We start from the raw sequence: 19300 nt of genomic DNA on the forward strand, positions 1-19300 counted from the left end.
CCCTGTGTGCGGGTGTGCGGCCCGCGCTGCCGGACCGGCCATCGCATCGAGCACGCCAGAAGGCGATCATGACCGACCAGGACACTCCCACACCGGCCGACACGTCCACCGGCCACAGCCAACCGCCCCCACCTGCCCCGGAGCTGGAGCAACTCCTCTCCCTCACCCCCGACGCAGTCACACCCACCATCCCGCCCCCGACCCGCGCACGTCCATCCCCGCCCTCCGGCCCGCACCACGCCACCCGCGCGGCCGGCACCCCACCCACCGAACCGGCCACCACCCACACCCCGGACCACACCTCCACCCGCGAACATCGCGACGAACGAAGCGTGCCCGCCCGGGACGTGCGGCTGTTCACCGCGGACCAGGCAGCCGACCTGCTGCAGATCCCGGCGTCCTGGCTGCGCAAGAAGGCCGCCGCCGGACAGATCGCACACACCCGCATCGGCCGCCATCTGCGTTTCTGCCGGGCCGACTTGGAACAGCTGATCAACAACGGGCGGCGCAGCGCGGGCCGCCGCCCGTTGCGGTGACCGTTCGCACACACGACCCGCCCCCGACCCGCTACCGCTCTGCCGGGCGGCCGAGCCTGGATGGTCGCCCGGCCGGTGGTCGCCCATACCGCGGTGCCCACCGCCGGGAGCCCTCCCCGCCCGCGCGGGTGCCGTGGCGCACGCACCGCATGCACCATGGCACCCGCCACACCCGCATAGGAGCCCCGCTCATGGCCTGGGTCGAACGACGCGGCAGCCGCTACCGCGTCCGCTACTGGACTCCCGAGGGACACGCCGCCACCGCTGGTGTCTTCGCCACCCGCGACGCTGCCAAGGACCACGCCGCCACCCTCACCACCCCACCCGTGCCCCCAACTCCCCACCCGGCAACCCACGAACCGACCACGCCACACCTCCTCGGCACACCGACACCCCCACACGAGCATCAGGTCCCGCCGCTCCACGCGGTCCCGCCGGGCACACCGGCGCCCTCACCCCTGCCAGGACAGCAACCTCCCACCGGATCAGAGCCCGGCACACCGCCCTGGCACACCGGCCTGGCACCGCACCCCACACCTGCACCGCTGCTGCTCCCGACACAGCCACCGCCGCTGGCGACACCCCCATCACCGGCCGCACGCCGCGATCCCGCCCCGCAGCCGCCCGCACATCCGGCGCAGCCTCCGCGTGGCCTGTCCACCCCCATGACCAACCGCCACCCCACTCCAACAGGAACTTCATCCGCCCACCTTGAGCCGACCGTCCTGACTCCCACGCGCGTCATCACCACCCCCCACCCGGACGCCTACGCGTCACCCGAACCCGAGAGCGGGGTCGGTACCCCCGGACCGCTCACCACCGTGCCCACACCCCACAACCACCCCACCCACCACGGCCCCGTCCACGAGGTCCTGCTCACCGACTGGGTCCAACTCTGGTGGCTCACCCTCGAGATCGGACCCAACACCACCAGCCACTACCGCAGCCTGCTGAAGAACCACATCCTGCCCCGCTGGGGCGCCATGCCCATGCACCTCATCGCCCCCAGCGACGTCACTCTCTGGCTCAAAGCCCTCAACGAGCGCTACGCCCGCGCCACCGTCACCTCCATCGGCAAACTCCTCGCCCTCGTCCTCGCGGCCGCCGTCACCGAACGCCACCTCGCCGCCAACCCGGTCCACCTTCCACGCCGCCGCGGCCGCGAACGCGACCACCAGCAGGAGGACCAGATGTGGGCCACCGAACACGAAGTCATCACCCTCGCCCGCCGCATCACCCACCTCGCCGGCCCCACCCAAGGCCTCCTCATCATCACCGCCGCCTACACCGGAATGCGCTGGGGCGAACTCGCCGCCCTCACTCGCGCCGCCCACAACCACAGCGCAGCCACCCTCACCGTCCACCGCGACACAGGCAATCTCCTCGAAGTCGACGGCCGACACTCCTACGGCCCGCCCAAAACTGCCGCCTCCGTCCGAACCGTCACCCTTCCCCCCTTCCTGAACGCCCTGCTCCAGCAAGACCAGGCCCGCCACACCCACCAGATCCTCTTCACCAGCCTGCGCGGCAACAACCTGCGCCGCTCCACCTTCTCCCGCCGCCTATGGGCCCCCGCCACCCGCGGCACCACCCTCCCCGACGGCACCGTCTGGCCCCCGCTCAAACCCGGCCTGACCTTCCACAACCTCCGCCACACCCACAAGACCTGGCTCATCGAGGACCACATCCCTGACGTCGCCCAGGCCCGACGCCTTGGCCACACCCTCAAAGGCATCGATGACGTCTACGCCCACGTCGCCGACAGCGTCGATGCCCGCCTCCTCACCGCCCTTGAAACCCGCTGGCACCGCTCCCTCACCCAACACGCCCTCCCCGACAGCCCTCTCGGCCAGAGCACCTCATGACCCACCCCACTGCCGACCCAATCCCGCTGGGCCGCAATGCCTTGAAGGTGCCGTGCCGCATCGTCAATCCGCCTGGGGCACTGCCGACGATGCCCACCAATGCGCGAAGTCGAGCACACGGCGGCCTGGTCGATGAGGTCATTCGGAACACCATGATGAGACCGCGCTCACGCCTTGGAAGCCAGTTCGACGACCGTGATGTCGGACGGTGCGCCCACGCGGACCGGTGGGCCCCAGGCGCCCGCGCCCCGGCTGACGTAGAGCTGGGTGTCGCCGTAGCGTTCGAGGCCCGCGACGGTCGGGTTGGCCAGTTCCGCGACGTAGTTGACGGGCCACAGCTGGCCGCCGTGGGTGTGGCCGGAGAGCTGGAGGTCCACGCCGTGGCGGACGGCGTCGTCGATGACGATGGGCTGGTGGGCGAGGAGGACGGAGGCGCGGGAGCGGTCGCGGTCGCCGAGTGCCCTGGCGAAGTCGGGGCCGTCGCCGCGGTCGGTGCCGGCCACGTCGTTGACGCCGGCGAGGTCGAAGGCGGGCAGTTCCGTGCGGGCGTTCTCCAAGGGGCGCAGGCCCAGGTCCCGGACCTTGTCGACCCACTGATCGGCGCCGACGAAGTACTCATGGTTGCCGGTGACGAAGAACGAGCCGTGGCGTGCGCGCAGTTGGGCGAGCGGTTCCACGGCGGTGCCGAGGTCGGCGACGCTGCCGTCGACCAGGTCGCCGACGACGGCGATGAGGTCGGGCTGCGTACGGTTGATCGTGTCGACGACGTGCTGGGCGAAGTCGCGGCCCAGGATCGGGCCGAGGTGCATGTCGCTGACGACGGCGATCCGGTAACCATGCGCGGCGCGCGGCAGATTGGCCAGCGGGACCGTCAACCGCTTGACCTTGGGGCCCGTGAGCGCGCTGTGAGTGCCGTAGCCGACGGTGCCGAGGGCTGCGGCCGCTGCGGTGCCGCCGATGACCCGGGAGACGAAGAGGCGGCGGGAGGGGCTGGCCGGTTCGGGAGGTGCGGGCGCTTCGGGCTCCGGCACGTTCGACGCGCGGGGGGCTGCGAGGGCTGTCGAGCCTGCGGGCTCGGGCCCGGGCGGAACGGGGGCAGCCCCTCCGGACGCCCTGGCCGACACCGCTTGCGGTTCGTCGACGTGGACCTCCTCGGCGCCGACCTTCACGGCCGCGTCGGCCTCCGTCGCGGCCGAGGGCTTCCGGCGTAGCAGCAGACGGACGATCTCGCCCAGGAGAAGTGCCAAGAGCAGGTACAGAAACAGGACCAGCCACAGGTAGCCGGGCCAGGCCATGATCTGGCGCACACGAAATGGCGCGATCGCGCCCACGGTTTGGGCGCCCGCAGTCAGCAGTGGACCGGCGATCAGAAGGCAGGTGCCCACACGACGCAGGACAGACCCAGGACGTGTCGTGTCCCGTACGAGACGCAGCCACACGTAGACGTGGAGTGCGCTGAACACTATGAGGAAGATGACGGCGAACACGGCTCTGCGTGGTCCTTTCTCCGGGGGTGTCCAATGGTTGGCGGACACGACCCAGCGGTGGCTTGGCCGGTGTGGGCCGGGAGCCGTGGTCTTTCTATGTCGCCGGCGGCAACCGGGCCGGTGCTGGGTCAACGGGCCGATGGATGGGACCAGTTCCCTGTGAAAGTGGAAGCCCCGTGGAGCCGTTGGTGTGGGCGATGATCTCGGCTGTGATGGAGATCGCCGTTTCCTCCGGCGTGCGTGCGCCGAGATCGAGGCCGATCGGCGAGTGCAGGGCGGCGAGTTGTGCGTCCGTGACGCCCGCCTCGCGCAGGAGTTCCAGGCGTTGGGTGTGGGTGCGTCGAGAGCCCATCGCGCCCACGTAAGCGAGGGGGAGTTCGAGGGCGCGCGTCAGCAGCGGGATGTCGAACTTCGCGTCGTGGGTGAGGACACAGACTGCCGTGCGGGAGTCGACGACGGTCCGTTCCAGGTAACGGTGGGGCCAGTCGACGACTACCTCGGTCGCGTCGGGGAAGCGGGCGTTCGTGGCAAAGACGGCTCGCGCGTCGCAGACCGTGACGTCATAGCCGAGGAAGACGCCGGCCCGACTGAGAGCCGCGGCGAAGTCGACGGCGCCGAAGATCAGCATGCGCGGGCGGGGAGCCCGTACATGGACGAGGACGGACAGCCCCTCGGGGCAGGTGTCCGCGTCGCCGCCGACCGAGGCCGCCGCGGTTCGCCCCGACCGCAGGAGAGCCTCGGCATGCGCGCTCACGGCCCGGTCCACCGGGCCGCCCCCGTCAAGGGCTTCGCGGAGCGTCCGGTCGCCGTCGACAACAGACAGCGTGCACCCGAGCAGCGCCTCGGGCCCGTCGATGACCTGCGCTGTCGCCACCGGTCGACCGCGCACGGCCTCCTCCAGGGCATGGGCGAGATGGGGTTCGGCAGCGGGGTCGACACGTCGGATCACTACGTCCAGTTCGCCGCCGCAGGTCAGCCCGACCGCGAAGGCGTCGTCGTCGGAGTAGCCAAAGCGGACCCGTCGCGCACGGCCCTGATCCTCGAGGACCTGCAGGCACATCTCGTGAACCGCGCCCTCGACACAGCCGCCGGAGATGCTGCCGACCGCCTTGCCGTCCGCGTCCACCGCGACCGAGGTGCCGACGGGTAGAGGCGCGCTTCCCGTGACGCCGACGACGGTGGCGAGGGCGAAGGGGCGATTCTCGCGGCACCAATGGTGCAGTGTGTCCGCGATGTTCATCATGTGCGGTGGATCTTCCGTGTGCGAGAAGGCGAAGGGGGTCGGCCTGGGTGCCCCGGACAAGCGGCCCGAGGTACCCGTGGTGTCACAGCAATGCTTCTGCCGTGATGGGGAGTTGGCGAACCCGGCGACCAGTGGCGTTGAACACCGCGTTGGCGATGGCGGGGGCCACGCCCACCATGACGACCTCGCCGAGCCCCTTGACACCGAGCGGATCCGCCTCGCGGTCCTCGCCGTCCAGATAGATGGCCTTGAGGTCGGGGACGTCGGCGTGCACCGGCACCAGATAGTCCGCCAGGTTGGCGTTCGCGATGCGGCCGTCGCGGTGGTCGGTGGCAGTGTGCTCCAGCAGGGCCTGCCCGATGCCGCCCACCATGCCGCCGAAGGCCTGGCTCTCGGCGAGCTTGGGGCTGATGATGCGTCCCGCGTCGTACACGCCGAGCACTCGGCGCACCCGCACCAGGCCCAGGGTGGCGTCGACGGCCACCTCGGCGAACGTCGCGTTGTAGGCATGCATGGAGTGCCGTTCCGTGCCCGGCGCCCCGGCGTACGAGCCGTCGGCTTCGAGATGCCCGAGGTCGTTGCGCGAGAGCAGCTGCCGGTACGTCTCGCCGCGGGCCGGGTCACCCTTCACGTGCAGGCGCCCACTGCGCACCACGACGTCCTCGGCGTTCACGCCGTGGAGAGGCGAGTCCTCGTCCTCGATCGCGAGCTCGACGGCCCGTCGGCGGACCTTGTCGCAGCCGTCGAGGACGGCGGAGCCGACGCTGGCCATGGTTTGCGAGCCACCGTGCGGTGGGGTCGGCGGGAAGAGGGAGTCGCCGATACGGACGGTCACGTTGCGGACGGTCAGACCGAGTGCATCGGCGGCGACCTGTGTCTGGGATGTATAGGTCCCCGGGCCCATGTCACTGGCCGCGGTCTCGACGATCGCCGTGCCGTCGGCGGCCAGGCGGACATGGGCCTCGGCGGCGCCGCGCGCGGTGTGATAGACGCCCGCGGCCATGCCCATGCCGATCAGCCAGTCGCCCTCGCGCCGTGCGCGCGGCTTGGCCGAGCGTCGCTCCCAGCCGAACTCGCGGGCGCCCACCGTGTAGCACTCGCGCAGTCGGCGCGTCGACCAGGGCAGCCCGGACGACTCGTCCTCGTCGGGCTCGTTGCGCTGACGCAGTTCGATTGGATCGATGCCGAGCCGGTCGGCGAGTTCGTCGACCGCCGACTCGATCACGTACGACGCCGTCGCGGGACCTGGGCCACGCATCCAGATCGGCGTGTTCACATCCAACGGAACGGTCCGGTAGGCCTGACTCACGTTGCTCGTGCTGTACAGCATCCGGCCGGGGTCCAGGACCCCCTCGGTGAACGTCTCGTACGACGACGTCTCGTGTTCCAACTCGTGGGCCATCGCGGTGAGCCGACCTCGGCGGTCGGCGCCGAGACGCAGGCGGTACTCGTACTCGGGCCGGAAGCCCGTACCGAAGAACTGCTGCTTGCGGGTCAGGACCAGCTTGACGGGACGCTTCACGACCCGTGCCGCGAGCGCGGCGGCCACCGTGTGCGGCCAGCAGCGCAGGCCACTGCCGAACCCGCCGCCGACGAACGGGGAGATGACCCGCACCGACTTGAACGGCACGTCGAACACCGTGGACAGCTCGGTCTGGGTACCGACCACCCATTGGGTCTTGTCCCAGACGGTGAGCTTGTCGCCCTTCCAGCGGGCGATGGTGGCGTGCAGCTCCATCGCGTTGTGGTGGTTGCGAGCCAGGCGGTACGTCAGGTCGAGACGCACATCCGCCTTGCGGAGACCCGAGTCCACATCACCGCGCGAGTACTCCGTGGGCTTGTCCGGCTCGCCCTTGCTCAGCTCGGTCGTGGGATGTTCGGCGTCGTAGCGGACCTTGACGAGGCTCGCGGCGTGCTGGGCCACCTCCAGGGAGGTGGCCACGACGACGGCCACGGGCTGCCCGTGGAAGCGGACCTTGTCGTCCTGGAAGACCCGCAAGCGGGCGCCCGGCGGGTTGTTGGAGGCCTTGTTGTCCTTGTACGGGAGCTTGGGCGCGTTCCCGTGGTGGATCACGGCGAGGACGCCACGCTGGGCCTCGGCATCACTTGTGTCGATCGACGTGATCCGGCCCCGACCGATCGAGGCATCCACCATGACGGCGTGCACGACTCCGGCCACCTCGTGCTCGGCGGAATACTTCGCCCGGCCGGTGACCTTCAACCGGCCGTCCACACGCGAGAGCGGTGCTCCGACGGCTGCCTGCGGCTGGGGGCTCATGCCATGTCTCCTACGGTGCGCAGCTGGCGTTCGACGGTCCGCCGGAGCAGGTCGACCTTGAAGCGGTTGTGCTTCAACGGCCGGGCGCCCTCGGCGGAGCCGGCGGCGGCCTCGGACCACAGCCGGTCCGAAGGGCGCTCACCGGTCAGGGCGCGCTCGACGGCGCGTAGCCGCCAAGGAACGGTGCCGACGCCGCCGGCCGCGACCCTGGCCTCGCGGATGACTCCGTCGCTGACGTGCAGGGCGACGGCCGCCGAGGTGAGGGCGAACTCGTACGACTGCCGGTCGCGGACCTTGAGGTATCCGGACTTGAGCGGGCGGGGGAGCGCGGGAAGCTCGACCGCGGTGATCAGCTCGCCGTGCCTGAGCGCATGCTCACGGTTCGGCGTGTTGCCCGGACGGAGCAGGAAGTCGAGGAACGGGACGGTGCGTTCGCCGTCGGGACCGAGCAGATGGACCTGAGCGTCCAGGGCCGCGAAGGCGACGGCCACGTCCGAGGGATGGGTGGCGACGCAGCTCTCGGACGTGCCGAGAATCGCGTGCGCGCGGTTCACGCCCCCGCGCGCCGCACACCCCGAGCCCGGCTCCCGCTTGTTGCAGTCGGCGGTGACATCGCGGAAGTACGTGCAGCGGGTGCGCTGCATGATGTTGCCGCCGATGGTGGCCATGTTGCGCAGCTGGGCCGACGCGCTCAGCTCCAGCGCCTCGGACACGACCGGGAAGAGGCTGCGCACCTTCGAGTGCGCGGCGGCCTCGCTCATCGTCACCAGGGCACCGATGCGGAGGCCTCCGCGCTTGGTGACGTTGAACTCGCGCAGCGGCAGCCTGCTGATGTCGACGAGTGTGTCGGGCCGTTCGACGGTCTCGCGCATGAGGTCGACGAGTGTGGTGCCACCGGCGATGTAGCGGCCGCCACGACGCCCGGCGCCGACAGCCTCACGGGCGTCGTTCGCCTGTGTGTAGGTGAAGGGATGCATAGGGGTCGTGTCTCACTTCCGGCCGGCGGTCTGCTCGACCGCGCGCACGATCTTCGGGTAACAGCCGCAGCGGCAGATGTTGCCGCTCATCCACTCGCGGATCTCGTCAGGGGAGCCCGTGTGGCCCTCCTCGATGCAGCCGACGCCGGACATGATCTGGCCGGGTGTGCAGTAGCCGCACTGGAAGGCGTCCTCGTCGATGAAGGCCTGCTGCAGCGGGTGGAGCTTGTCCTCGGTGCTGATGCCTTCGATGGTGGTGACCTCGGCGCCGTCGAGGCGAACGGCCAGCGTGAGACAGGAGTTGACGCGCCGTCCGTCGACGAGGACCGTGCAGGCCCCGCAAGCGCCCGCGTTGCAGCCCTTCTTCGAACCGGTGAGCTCCAAGTGCTCGCGCAGCAGGTCGAGCAGCGACGTGCGGTTGTCGACGGTGAACGTGTGTCGGCGGCCGTTGACGCTCAGGGCGACTCGGCTCGTGGGGGCGGCCGTCGCGGCCGCCGCTTCGGGTTCGGAGAGGATGCTCCCTCCGATGACGCCCCCCGCGATCGCGACACCGCCCACGGCCGTGGTCGTGGCGATGAACGTACGTCGCGTCGGCGCCGGGCTTGCTTCGTTCGGCGGGGGTGGGGCGGAGTCGGAAAGCTCGGTAGACATAGGAAGTCTTTCGCTCGCGATGGGAGACGGGGAAGCTGCCGGTGATTCCGCGACGCTTTCCGAACCGACCGTTACCGACGAAGGATCTCGTGGATTCCTGCTACTTGATGTTCATCGGCCGGGGGAGGCGAATTGCGGGCCTCCTCGACGTCTTCGCGTTTCAGGTCGCACCGCACTCGCGGAGATCACTTGCGGATATCCACGCTGCGATCGTACGACGGTCGGCGGAGGATTCGAGGATTTCAAGGGTGCCCTGTCAGTACACCTCTCGGCGGAACTCCGGGAGCTCGGAGGCGGCCCAAGAGGCGAGCAGCCGCAGGTTTTCCCTTGTTGGAGAGCCGGGCTCGGCGCTGTAGACGGTGAGGTTGAGACCGGGGTCGGCGGCCAGGTCAAGTCCTTCGTACGCCAAGGCCAGTTCGCCGACGACAGGGTGGCGGAAGTGCTTCACGCCCGTGCCGTGGTGGCGCACATCGTGCGCGCCCCATCGCCTGCGGAACTCGTCGCTGCACGTGGACAGTTCACCCACCAGATCGTGCAGCTCCTTGTCGTACGGGTTGCGTCCCGCCTCGGTCCGCAGAATGGCGACGGTGATGTCGGCCATCAGCTCCCAGTCCACGTAGAAATTGTGGGCCCTTTCGTCGAGGAACCCGAAACGGGCGAAGTTCGACGGGCATCGCGAGTTGTCGTACATGTCGCAGAGAAAGGCCCGCGCGAGATGATTCGAGGCGAGTAGATCCATTCGGCCGTTGCGGATGAATGCGGGGCCCTCGGTGATCGAGTCGAGCATCCATTGCAGTCCAGGGCGTGGCGTCCAGCGCTTGGTGGCGCGTCGTCTGGGCCGTGTCAGAGCGGTCATGCCCCCGGCCGCCTGCGCCAAATTGAACAGGTGGGCTCGCTCCGCGTCGTCCAGCTGCAACGCGCGGGCGACGCCTGCGAGCACAGCGGCGGACGCCCCGGCCAGGTTCCCCCGCTCCAGCCGTGAGTAGTACTCCGTGCTCACATCGGCCAGTGCGGCGACCTCGCTGCGGCGCAGTCCCGGCACCCGGCGGTTGGGCCCTGCGGGCAGTCCGGCTTGTTCAGGAGTGATCTTGGCTCGCCGCGAGACGAGGAACTCGCGGACTTCCGTTCGATTGTCCACGTGACGACCGTAAGTGCGTGATGCTCGCCGTGGGGTGCCCTGTGAGTACCCCTCCCAGCAGGGTCCCCCAGCTGTCCCACTGGGGAGACAGGGGCCCTGGCAGTACACCCCTCAGGAGGGACTCCCGCACGCGCGCCTACCGAGGTTTGCTGGTCGTGCAAGAAGTCGTCTGGACCTCACGGATCAACCGTGACGTCACCCCCCGGAAGGAAGCGCGTGAGCGCCACCCCTGACCGGCCCGCCACACGCACACGTGCCGTGGGCCGGCCCCTGGCAATCGTTCTGTGTCTGCTGACGGTCTTCGGACCGATCTCCATGGATCTGTACCTGCCTGTCCTGCCTGCTCTCACCGACGAGTTGGGGGCGGCCACCTCCACGGCGCAACTCACCGTCACCGCTTGCCTGTTCGGCCTCGCGCTCGGTCAGACCATCGCCGGCCCGTTGTCGGACCGGTTCGGTCGTCGGCGGCCGCTGCTCATCGGCGTGGTGGCGTACGTGCTCACATCCGTGCTGTGCGCGGTCAGCCCGACCGTCGAGACACTGGTCGCCGCGCGGTTCGTTCAGGGGCTTGCCGGAGCGGTGGGCATCGTCATCGCTCAGGCGGCCGGGCGGGACCTCTACGCGGGCAAGCAACTCGTGCGGTACTACGGCCGGCTGACCGTGATCGCGGGTCTCGCGGCCATCATCGGCCCGGTGTTCGGTGGGCAGCTGGCCGCCGTCACCGACTGGCGCGGCATTTTCCTGTTCCTGTCGGCGGTCGGCGCTGCGATCCTGGTCGCGGTTCTGGTCGTCCTCCGTGAAACCCTGCCGCGGCACAACCGCGTCGCGGGCGGGTTCGCGCAGACCGGTCGCGCCTACCGGAAGCTGCTCGCCGACCGGGCGTTCCTCGGCGCGGTGCTCGTCATCGGCTTTCTGAACGCTGCCATCTTCGCGTACCTCAGTGGCGCGACGTATGTGCTCCAGGGCTTTTACGGACTCTCCCCGCAGGGCTACTCCCTCGCGTTCGGTCTGAACTCGCTCGGGTTCATGGTGTGCGGCTTCGTCGCCGGACGGACGGCGGAACGGTGGTCGGAACGAGGCACGCTGGTCACTGGTCTGACGGTGTGCCTGCTCGGTGCGGGAGGACTACTCCTCACCGCCCTCCTGCACCTTCCTCTTCCCGCCGTGGTGGTCTCGCTGTTGCTGATGGTGAGCGGCGTGGCCACCGCGACTCCGCCCGCGACGGCCCTCGCCCTGGCCGGTTACCCGGACGTCGCGGGCACGGCCTCGTCGCTCTTGGGACTCGCCCAGTTCGCCCTCGGAGGCCTCGTGGCACCGCTCGCAGGGGCCGGGGGGCCGGACACCGCCGTACCGCTCGGGTGTGTCACCGTCACCTCCACCGCACTCGCCGCGACGGCCTACGCCACGATGATCCGCCGCTCCACTGCGGCGTCCTCGGCCGGCCCGGACACACCAACGAATGACGCCAGGAAGCAGCCGGCGCAGACGGCTTCCTGACACCTTCATGCGCACACCCGACGAGGCGGCACCGTGAATCGACATCCAGAACCCGACTCCGTATCCCGGGCGGAGAGTGCGTCCCGACGGCCGCGGCCACTGCTCCTGGCGGTGGCCGCACTGGCCGCCGCCGTCGGCATCACCACGGCCGCGGTCACCGCCGGCGATCCTCCGGGCAGCGCCCCCAGCGGTGTGGAGAGGGACAACCGGCCCGGTGCGGTGGACGCGGCATCGGCTCAGTGGCTCGCCGCCTCACCGGCCAACTATCGGGTCGCCGACCGCCCGGACGACTACCGCGTCGACCGCATCGTCGTCCATGTGACGCAGTCCCGCTTCGCGGACGCCGTTCACGCCTTCCGTGACCCCGCACATCAGGCCGCCGCCCACTATGTGGTGCGAGCATCCGACGGCCACATCGCCCAGACCGTCCGCGAGGCGGATGTGGCTTACCACGCGGGCAACAGGGAGTGGAACGAGCGCAGCGTCGGCGTCGAACACGAAGGGTATGTCGACGACCCGCAGCGCTGGTTCACCGACGCCGCCTACGAAGCCTCCGCGGAGCTCGTCGCCGGGATCGCCGAGCGGCACGGCATCCCGGTCGACCGCGAGCACATCGTCGGCCACAGCGAGGTCCCCGGCGCGACCCACACGGATCCGGGCCGCTACTGGGACTGGGACCGGTATTTGCGACTGGTCCGGGATGCGCAGGAACGGCTCACCGCCTGAACCCCTCGTCGGTGTGCCGCTACCAAGCCTGGCCTGGTCAGGGCACCCGGTGCCCGGCTGCGCTGATCAGGCCGTACCACTCGGCACGGGTGAGTGGGATGTCAGAGCCCGCTGCGGCCTCGGCGACACGTTCCGGGGTGGTCGTGCCGAGGACGACCTGCATGGCTGCCGGGTGCCGGGTGATCCACGCCGTGGCGATCGCGATCGGGGTCGCGCCGTACTTCGCGGTGAGTCGGTCCAACAGCTCATTGAGCTCCGGGTAGTCCTCGGAGCCGAAGAAGACGCCGTCCTGGAAGCCCTTCTGGAACGGAGACCAAGCCTGCAGCGTGATTCCGCTGATGCGGCAGTAGTCGACGATGCCGCCGCCGTCGCGGGTGAGGGAGTCGGGCTCGCCGACCATGTTCGAGGCCAGCCCCTGAGCCACGATCGTGGAGTGTGTCACCGAGAGCTGGACCTGGTTGGCCACCAACGGCTGCCGCACGGCGGTCTTGAGCAGGTCGATCTGGCGCGGGGTGTGGTTGGAGACACCGAACGCCCGGACCTTGCCGGAGGATTCGAGGTCGTCGAAGGCCCGTGCCACCTCTTCGGGTTCGACGAGGGCGTCGGGCCGGTGCAGGAGCAGCACGTCGATGTAGTCCGTGTTGAGCGCGCGCAGCGAGTCCTCGACGGAGGAGACGATGTGTGTGTAGGACGAGTCGTAGTGCCACTCCGCGTCCACGATCCCGGTCTTCGTCTGCAGCGTGATCTGCTCACGCTCCGCCGCGGAGAGCCCGAGCGCCTCGCCGAAGCGGCGCTCGCACCAGTGCGTGCCGCCGCCGGGGTGCTTGAACCCGTACAGATCGGCGTGGTCGAAGAAGTCGATCCCCGCCTCGCGCGCGGTGGTGTAGAGGTCGCGGATCTGGTCGTCGGTCTTGTCGGAGATCCGCATCATCCCGCTGATGACGTTCGGGGCGCGGCCGTCGTTCGTGCCGAAGGGCACGGTCCTCATGGTGTTCTCTCTCTGTTGCTTGTTTCGATACGGGGTGGGGTGTCGCCTACTGCGCGGTGAAGCCGCCGTCGACGGGCAGCGCCACTCCGGTGACGTAGCCAGCGCCATCGCTGCACAGTCACAGCACTGCGCCGGCGATCTCCTCGGGCCCGCCGACGCGGGCCATCGGGGTCACGGCGAGCGTGGCGTCCACGTCGAGTTCGCCCGCGGTGCTCATGCGCTCGACCATCGGGGTAGCGATCGTGCCGGGGCACACGGCGTTGACGCGGATGCCGAGCGGCGCGTACTCGAGGCCCAGACACCGCGCAGGTTGACCGCGACGACCGAGTCGAAGGACGTGGCGGGTTCGTCGGCCGCTCCGGAGGGAGGGAGCATGATGCCGGCGTTGTTGAAGGCCATGTCGAGGCGGCCGAACGCCTCGACGGTCGCGGCGACGGCATCGGCGACCTGCTGCTCATCGGACACATCGCATTCCAGGGCGAGCATGCGGTAGCCGTCGCGGGTTAACTCCTCGCCGAGGCGCTCCACGGCGTCACGGTTGATGTCCGCCAGCGCGACCGCGGCACCTGCCTCGGCGAAGGCACGAGCCGTGGCCGCACCCATGCCGGCGCTGGCGCCGGTGACGAACGCGACCTGCCCACTGAAGTCGTATTGCACCATCGTCACAGGCCGACGGTCTGACCGCCGTCGACGACCATCGCGTGGCCCGTGGCGAAGGCCCCCAGGTCGGAGCAGAGCCACAGCACGGCGGAGGCGATCTCCTCGGGGCGCCCCATGCGTCCGACCGGCTCCTGGGCGATCACACGGGCCCGGCCCTCCGGAGTGCCGCCCGAGAACCGGTCCATCATCGGGGTCTCGATGATGCCCGGACAGACCGCGTTGACCCGGATCCCGTCGGCGGCGTAGTCCAGCGCCGTCGACTTCGTCAGTCCGATGACGGCGTGCTTCACCGCGGCGTAGGCGGCCTGCCCGCGGATACCGATCACGCCCGCGCCCGAGGAGGTGTTCACGATCGACCCGCCGCCGGTCTGCAGCATCAGCGGAATCTGCGCCTTCATGCACAGGAACACACCCCGCAGGTCGACGTCGAGAAGGCGGTCGAACTCTGCTTCCGTGATGTCCGCGAGCGGCGCGGGCGGCTGCTCGATGCCGGCGTTGTTGAAGGCGATGTCGAGGCGGCCGAACTCCTCCATTGTCTGCTGCAGCGCCGCGGCGATGTCCGCGGAGTTCGTGGCGTCGCACTTGACGGACAGGACGCGTCCGCCATGCGTGGCGACCTGGCGTGCCGTCTCGGCGTTGCCCTCCTCGTCGATGCCGGTGACGACCACGTGGGCGCCTTCCTCGGCGAACGCGACTGCCGTGGCGCGGCCGATGCCACTGCCGGCGCCGGAGATGAAGGCGACCTTGTCCTTGAAGCGCTGTGCGGTCACGATCTGTCACTTGCCTTTCTCGGCGGAGAGAGGAGGGCCATGCCGGGCGGCATGACCCTGGTGCGGTGGCCGCTCAGGGGGTGAGGAGGGTCTTGACGGCGCGCCGCTCATCCATGGCCCGGTAGCCCTCGGCGACCTCCTCCAGCGGCAGGGTGAGGTCGAAGACCTTGCCTGGGTCGATCCGTCCGGTCAGGACGCGGTCGATGAGGTCGGGCAGGTAGCGGCGTACGGGGGCGGGACCGCCGCGCAGGCCGACGTGGGAGAAGAACAGTTCCTGGCCGTCGACGGCGACCTCGTGCGGCACGCCGACGAAGCCGACGTTGCCGCCGGGCCGGGCCGCGCGCAGAGCCTGCTGCATGGACTGTTCGGTGCCCACGCACTCGAGCACGGAGTCGGCGCCGATGCCGTCGGTGAGGTCCTTGATGCGGGCGACGCCCTCGTCGCCGCGTTCGGTGACGATGTCGGTGGCGCCGAATTCCAAAGCCAGCTTCTGCCTGCTCTCGTGTCGGCTCATGGCGATGATCCGCTCGGCGCCCATTTCCTTGGCGGCGATGACACCACACAGGCCGACAGCCCCGTCGCCGACGACGACGGCCGTGGAGCCGGACTCGACCTCGGCGGCGTCGGCGGCCCACCAGCCGGTGCCCATGACGTCGGAGACGGCGAGCAGGCCGGCCCAGTGCTTCTCGTCCGGCACCTCGTCGGTGGCGACGAGGGTGCCGTGGGCGTTGGGGATGCGTACGTAGTCGGCCTGGCAGGTGGACATGAACTCGCGGTGCAGGCAGCTCGACTGGAAGCCGTTGCGGCAGTTCGCGCAGGTGTTGTCGGAGGTGGCGAAGGAGCCGACCACGAACTGTCCGGGCCGTACGTGGGTGACCTCGCTGCCGACCTCTTCCACGAAGCCGACGTACTCGTGCCCCATCGGGTGCGGGTCGCCGATGGGCTCCGCGCCGCGGTAGGGCCACAGGTCCGACCCGCATACGCACGTCACGGCGGTACGGATGATGGCGTCGGTGGGGTGGAGGAGCTTCGGGTCGTCGAGCGTCTCGAAGCGGACGTCGCCGGGGGCGTGGATCACTGCTCCGCGCATGAGGTGGGTCCTTACGTGCTGAGAGCGGGCCGCGCGTATCGGCTCCGCCGCTGTGTTCGTCGTCCTGAGGTGACACATCAATTTCCGCGGGGCCCTTGTACCGGCCCCTTGAGATGTCACGTCTTCCAGGTAACCGCGATTTCGGGCGGGCTGCGAGTCACTGTTGAGGGGGGTACTGGCAGGGCACCCTTCAGAGTGGCGCTGGGGGATTCGGAGAGGCGTCGCTGCGAATGGGGGTACTCCGAGGGCCTCCTTCGACGACGTTTGCTCGGGCTACCGTGGAAAGCGTGGATAACCGTGCAGAGGTCCGTGAATTCCTCACTTCCAGACGTGCCCAGGTCACCCCCAAAGACGTCGGCCTGCCGGCCGGAACGAACCGGCGGGTGAGCGGACTGCGGCGCAGCGAGGTGGCCACGCTCGCCGGGGTGAGCGTGGAGTACTACACCCGCCTGGAACGCGGAGGGATCAGCGGAGCATCACCGGAGGTGCTCGACGCGATCGCCAGGGCCCTGCGTCTGGATGACGCCGAGCGGGCCCACTTGTTCGACCTCGCGCACGCCGCCAGCCCGGTCGCCAGGCCGCCGCGGCGGCGCAGCGCAAAGGGCTGGACGCCGCACGAGAGCCTCCAATGGGCATTGGACGCCGTGATCGCCGGGCCGGCGTTCGTCCGTAACGGGCGCATGGACCTCCTCGCGGCAAACCAGCTCGCGCGGGCGTTCTACATGGAGGTCTACGACATGCCCGTCCAGCCGCCCAACATCGCGCGGCACGTCTTCCTGGACGAGCGGGCCAGTGAGTTCTACCCGGACTGGGACGCCTTCGCGGAAGTCACCATCTCCATCCTGCGCACCGAGGCGGGCCGAGACCCTCACAACAAGGAGCTCCACGATCTGATCGGCGAACTCTGCACTCGCAGCGAGGAGTTCCGCCGTCGATGGGGTGCTCACAACGTCCGCCACCACGGTGCCGGCTTCAAGACCTTCCGGCATCCTGTCGTCGGCGAGGTGACGCTGGCGTTCGAGGGCCTGGAAATGGCCGCCGAGCCGGGTCTGACCCTGACCATCTACACCGCGGAGCCGGGCTCCGCCTCCGAGGAGCGGCTGCGTCTGCTCTCCTCCTGGTCTGCGGACGAGTGCCGGACGGAGACGCAGGAGGAACAGCATCGCTCCTGACGCTGATGATGTGGTGGAGGGCGGGACCGCAGTCGCGGTCCCGCCCTCCACCACATCATCAGGGGCGCTCAGCGACGGTCGCGGGCGGCGAGGATCGTGAGCGGGAGGAAGTAGAGAGCGGAGATGGCCGTGCCGACCACGACGGGGCCCGTCGCACCGAGCGCCGACTCAAGGGCGAACCCCGCGACCCACGAGCCCACCGCAGTACCGAAGTTGAACGCGGAGGTGCTCAGCGCGGACGCGAGTGTTGGCGCCTGACCCGCATAACCGACGGCCTTGCCGATCAGGACGGGGTTCGTGGACATGCCGAACAGTCCGAGCAGCGCCACCAGCACCACGGTCACGACCAGGTGGTGTGAGAAGAGCGCGAGCGCGCCGAGCACGAGGAACGTCATGCCCGCGGAGGTGAACAGCAGCTGGTAGGGGCGGTGCGAGCCGACGCGCCCACCCAGATAGGAGCCGATCAGCGCGCCGACCCCGTAGGCGACGAGCACGAGCGGCACCGCGGTCGTCGCCAGCCCCGTGTTGGTGACAAGGAGCGGCGAGATGAAGCTGTACGCGGCCAGGGAGGAGCCACACACGATGGCGCAGCAAGCCAGCGTGAGCCAGACACGACCTTCCCGCAGACTGCTCAGCTCAGCGCGCACGGAGGGCAGCGGGCCGGACGTCGGGTCTGGTGCCACTTGCCGGTAGACCACGAGCGCGCCGAGCGCGGCGAGGAGGGCGAGCGCCCAGAAGGGGCCGCGCCAGCCGACGGTCTGTCCCGCGAAGGCGCCCAGCGGAACCCCCAGCACGTTGGCGAGCATTCCGCCGCCCAGGACGATGCCCAGGGCGCGTGAACTGGCCGCAGGCCCGGCCGCCTTGGCCGCGACGACGGCCGCGACAGCCCAGAAGGCGCCGGTGGCGAGGGCCGTGAGGAACCGCGCGCCGAGCACCACAGCGTAGTTCGAGGTCAACGCGACGATGACGTGCCCGACGGCGAAGACGAGCAGCGCAAGGCTCAGTGTCAGGCGCCGGGGAAGCTTGAGCGTGAGGACGGCCATCAACGGGGTGCCGACGATCATGCCGATCGCGAACACGGTGATCATCAAGCCCGCGCCGGCGACGGTGATGTCCAGATCGCGGGCGATCTCGGGAAGAAGGCCCGCGACGACGAACTCTGTCGTCCCCATGAGAAAGGTGCCTGCGGCCAGCAGGTAGATCACCAGCGGCAGGCGTGTTCGGGAAGGTGTGGGCGCGGGAGCGGGCGTGGGCGGACTCGTGACGGTCGTCATGGTGGTGGAGCAGAACTTTCTGATCAGTGCGGTGGAAGAAGCGGCGGACACGGCGGCCGCGACGGCAGTCGGGTGTGTCCTTGTACAGGACACCAGTCCTGCCGCAACTGAGGGAGTCCCGGTCGGAGGGGGTACTGAGAGGGACTCCCCAGGCGCAAGATCGCTGCTTAGCGTGGAAGACCTGAGTGGACGGTGGCCACGCCCCGGCCGCGCACCAGGAACACACCAGGAGAGATGTCATGACGACCATCGCCATCATCGGCGCCGGCCCCGGGCTCGGTGCTGCCGTGGCCCGCCGCTTCGGCCGCGAGGGATTCTCCGTCGCGCTGATCTCACGTACGAAGGAGAACGTCGAGGCCCTTGCCTCCGGCCTGTCCGCCGAGGGCATCGAGGCCCGTGGATACACCGCCGACGTGCAGGACCGCTCCGCTCTTGCCGGCGCGCTCGCGGCGGCCGCCGAAGACCTCGGCCCGATCGACGTGCTCCAGTACAGCCCGGTCCCGCGCCGGGACTTCCTGCGTCCCGTTCTGGAGACGACGGCCGACGACCTCGGCGCCGCCGCCGAGTTCTCGATCCTCGGCCCGGCCGTCGCGGTGGGGCAGGTGCTGCCTGCCATGACGGAGCAGGGGCGAGGCACGATCCTGCTGGTGAACGGAGGGAGCGCGGCCCGCCCCAACGGCAACGTGGCCGGAACCTCGGTCGCCTTCGCCGGTGAATCCGCGTACGGCCAGCTGCTCCATGAAGCCCTCGCGGAGCGGAACATCCACGTCGGACAGCTGATCATCCCCGGAGCCATCGGCGGCGGCGACCCCCTGTACGCCCCCGAGGCGCTGGCGGACCGGCTGTGGACGATCCACGTCGAGCGCGGCCCGTTCCGTACGACCGTCGGCACCGGTTCGGTCTGACACCGTGCGCATACCTGAGAAGCGGCCATCAGTGGGTGGTCGA

The 19300-nt window shown here is 69.8% G+C and carries 16 protein-coding genes and 1 pseudogene; 6 read left to right on the forward strand and 11 right to left on the reverse strand.

What is annotated here, in order from left to right; all coding sequences use genetic code 11:
- Window positions 1-68: 68 nt before the first annotated feature.
- Together OG746_RS36685 and OG746_RS36690 are read left to right on the forward strand one after the other, a co-directional pair.
- The gene (locus OG746_RS36685; RefSeq protein ID WP_266722643.1) at window positions 69-536 is read left to right on the forward strand and encodes a helix-turn-helix domain-containing protein; all 468 of its coding nucleotides are present in this window, start codon (window positions 69-71) and stop codon (window positions 534-536) included.
- Window positions 537-727: 191 nt separating this feature from the next.
- Window positions 728-2401 (forward strand): tyrosine-type recombinase/integrase, encoded by a 1674-nt coding sequence (locus OG746_RS36690; protein ID WP_266722645.1) that lies wholly within the window; start codon window positions 728-730, stop codon window positions 2399-2401.
- 167 nt (window positions 2402-2568) lie between these two features.
- Here OG746_RS36690 and OG746_RS36695 read toward each other — a convergent pair whose 3' ends face one another.
- The 6 genes from OG746_RS36695 to OG746_RS36720 all read right to left on the reverse strand — a co-directional run bounded on the left by OG746_RS36695 (window position 2569) and on the right by OG746_RS36720 (window position 10175).
- Window positions 2569-3888, reverse strand: coding sequence for a metallophosphoesterase (locus tag OG746_RS36695; protein WP_266722647.1), 1320 nt, complete (start codon window positions 3886-3888; stop codon window positions 2569-2571).
- Between the two features lie 94 nt (window positions 3889-3982).
- Window positions 3983-5131 carry an XdhC family protein gene (locus tag OG746_RS36700; protein WP_266722649.1) on the reverse strand — a complete coding sequence of 383 codons (1149 nt, stop codon included), beginning with the start codon at window positions 5129-5131 and terminating at the stop codon, window positions 3983-3985.
- Window positions 5132-5213: 82 nt separating this feature from the next.
- Window positions 5214-7409 carry a xanthine dehydrogenase family protein molybdopterin-binding subunit gene (locus OG746_RS36705; RefSeq protein ID WP_266722651.1) on the reverse strand — a complete coding sequence of 732 codons (2196 nt, stop codon included), beginning with the start codon at window positions 7407-7409 and terminating at the stop codon, window positions 5214-5216.
- Window positions 7406-8386 (reverse strand): FAD binding domain-containing protein, encoded by a 981-nt coding sequence (locus OG746_RS36710; RefSeq protein ID WP_266722653.1) that lies wholly within the window; start codon window positions 8384-8386, stop codon window positions 7406-7408. The genes OG746_RS36705 and OG746_RS36710 overlap by 4 nt, the downstream gene beginning before the upstream one ends.
- Before the next feature lie 12 nt (window positions 8387-8398).
- A complete protein-coding gene (locus OG746_RS36715; protein ID WP_266722655.1) occupies window positions 8399-9037 on the reverse strand; it encodes a (2Fe-2S)-binding protein in 639 nt (212 codons plus the stop codon).
- Between the two features lie 256 nt (window positions 9038-9293).
- Window positions 9294-10175, reverse strand: a complete 882-nt coding sequence (locus OG746_RS36720; RefSeq protein ID WP_266722657.1) for a helix-turn-helix domain-containing protein — start codon at window positions 10173-10175, stop codon at window positions 9294-9296.
- A 216-nt stretch (window positions 10176-10391) separates the two neighbouring features.
- Here OG746_RS36720 and OG746_RS36725 point away from each other — a divergent pair, with 216 nt between their 5' ends.
- Together OG746_RS36725 and OG746_RS36730 are read left to right on the forward strand one after the other, a co-directional pair.
- Window positions 10392-11672: a multidrug effflux MFS transporter gene (locus OG746_RS36725; protein ID WP_266722659.1), complete on the forward strand. Its 1281-nt coding sequence runs from the start codon at window positions 10392-10394 to the stop codon at window positions 11670-11672.
- A 33-nt stretch (window positions 11673-11705) separates the two neighbouring features.
- Window positions 11706-12398, forward strand: a complete 693-nt coding sequence (locus OG746_RS36730; RefSeq protein WP_327657288.1) for an N-acetylmuramoyl-L-alanine amidase — start codon at window positions 11706-11708, stop codon at window positions 12396-12398.
- 37 nt (window positions 12399-12435) lie between these two features.
- On the opposite strand, the gene OG746_RS36735 is transcribed toward OG746_RS36730, so the two are convergent.
- From OG746_RS36735 to OG746_RS36750, 4 genes and pseudogenes are all read right to left on the reverse strand, one after another.
- Entirely contained in the window at window positions 12436-13386 is a 951-nt protein-coding gene (locus OG746_RS36735; RefSeq protein ID WP_266722661.1) for an aldo/keto reductase, read from the reverse strand.
- Window positions 13387-13432: 46 nt separating this feature from the next.
- Window positions 13433-14046 (reverse strand): annotated as a pseudogene (locus tag OG746_RS36740) (SDR family NAD(P)-dependent oxidoreductase).
- 2 nt (window positions 14047-14048) lie between these two features.
- Entirely contained in the window at window positions 14049-14816 is a 768-nt protein-coding gene (locus tag OG746_RS36745) for a glucose 1-dehydrogenase (protein WP_266722663.1), read from the reverse strand.
- A gap of 73 nt (window positions 14817-14889) precedes the next feature.
- Window positions 14890-15906 (reverse strand): zinc-dependent alcohol dehydrogenase family protein, encoded by a 1017-nt coding sequence (locus OG746_RS36750; protein ID WP_266722665.1) that lies wholly within the window; start codon window positions 15904-15906, stop codon window positions 14890-14892.
- A gap of 287 nt (window positions 15907-16193) precedes the next feature.
- Between OG746_RS36750 and OG746_RS36755 the strand changes: the two genes are divergently transcribed.
- Entirely contained in the window at window positions 16194-17078 is an 885-nt protein-coding gene (locus OG746_RS36755; protein ID WP_266722667.1) for a helix-turn-helix transcriptional regulator, read from the forward strand.
- Window positions 17079-17146: 68 nt separating this feature from the next.
- Here the strand turns inward: OG746_RS36755 and OG746_RS36760 are convergent, their stop codons facing one another.
- Window positions 17147-18352 carry an MFS transporter gene (locus OG746_RS36760; protein WP_266722669.1) on the reverse strand — a complete coding sequence of 402 codons (1206 nt, stop codon included), beginning with the start codon at window positions 18350-18352 and terminating at the stop codon, window positions 17147-17149.
- A 239-nt stretch (window positions 18353-18591) separates the two neighbouring features.
- Here OG746_RS36760 and OG746_RS36765 point away from each other — a divergent pair, with 239 nt between their 5' ends.
- Window positions 18592-19257: an SDR family NAD(P)-dependent oxidoreductase gene (locus tag OG746_RS36765; protein ID WP_266722671.1), complete on the forward strand. Its 666-nt coding sequence runs from the start codon at window positions 18592-18594 to the stop codon at window positions 19255-19257.
- The last annotated feature ends 43 nt before the right edge of the window (window positions 19258-19300 follow it).

The sequence above is a fragment of the Streptomyces sp. NBC_01016 genome (assembly GCF_026341035.1).
Taxonomy (GTDB): Bacteria; Actinomycetota; Actinomycetes; order Streptomycetales; family Streptomycetaceae; genus Streptomyces.

Coding starts and splice junctions, on each gene's coding strand:
- OG746_RS36685 (WP_266722643.1), top strand. CDS start 69: ATGACCGACCAGGACACTCCCACACCGGCCGACACGTCCACCGGCCAC.
- OG746_RS36690 (WP_266722645.1), top strand. CDS start 728: ATGGCCTGGGTCGAACGACGCGGCAGCCGCTACCGCGTCCGCTACTGG.
- OG746_RS36700 (WP_266722649.1), bottom strand. CDS start 5,131: ATGATGAACATCGCGGACACACTGCACCATTGGTGCCGCGAGAATCGC.
- OG746_RS36705 (WP_266722651.1), bottom strand. CDS start 7,409: ATGAGCCCCCAGCCGCAGGCAGCCGTCGGAGCACCGCTCTCGCGTGTG.
- OG746_RS36710 (WP_266722653.1), bottom strand. CDS start 8,386: ATGCATCCCTTCACCTACACACAGGCGAACGACGCCCGTGAGGCTGTC.
- OG746_RS36715 (WP_266722655.1), bottom strand. CDS start 9,037: ATGTCTACCGAGCTTTCCGACTCCGCCCCACCCCCGCCGAACGAAGCA.
- OG746_RS36735 (WP_266722661.1), bottom strand. CDS start 13,386: ATGAGGACCGTGCCCTTCGGCACGAACGACGGCCGCGCCCCGAACGTC.
- OG746_RS36750 (WP_266722665.1), bottom strand. CDS start 15,906: ATGCGCGGAGCAGTGATCCACGCCCCCGGCGACGTCCGCTTCGAGACG.
- OG746_RS36760 (WP_266722669.1), bottom strand. CDS start 18,352: ATGACGACCGTCACGAGTCCGCCCACGCCCGCTCCCGCGCCCACACCT.
- OG746_RS36765 (WP_266722671.1), top strand. CDS start 18,592: ATGACGACCATCGCCATCATCGGCGCCGGCCCCGGGCTCGGTGCTGCC.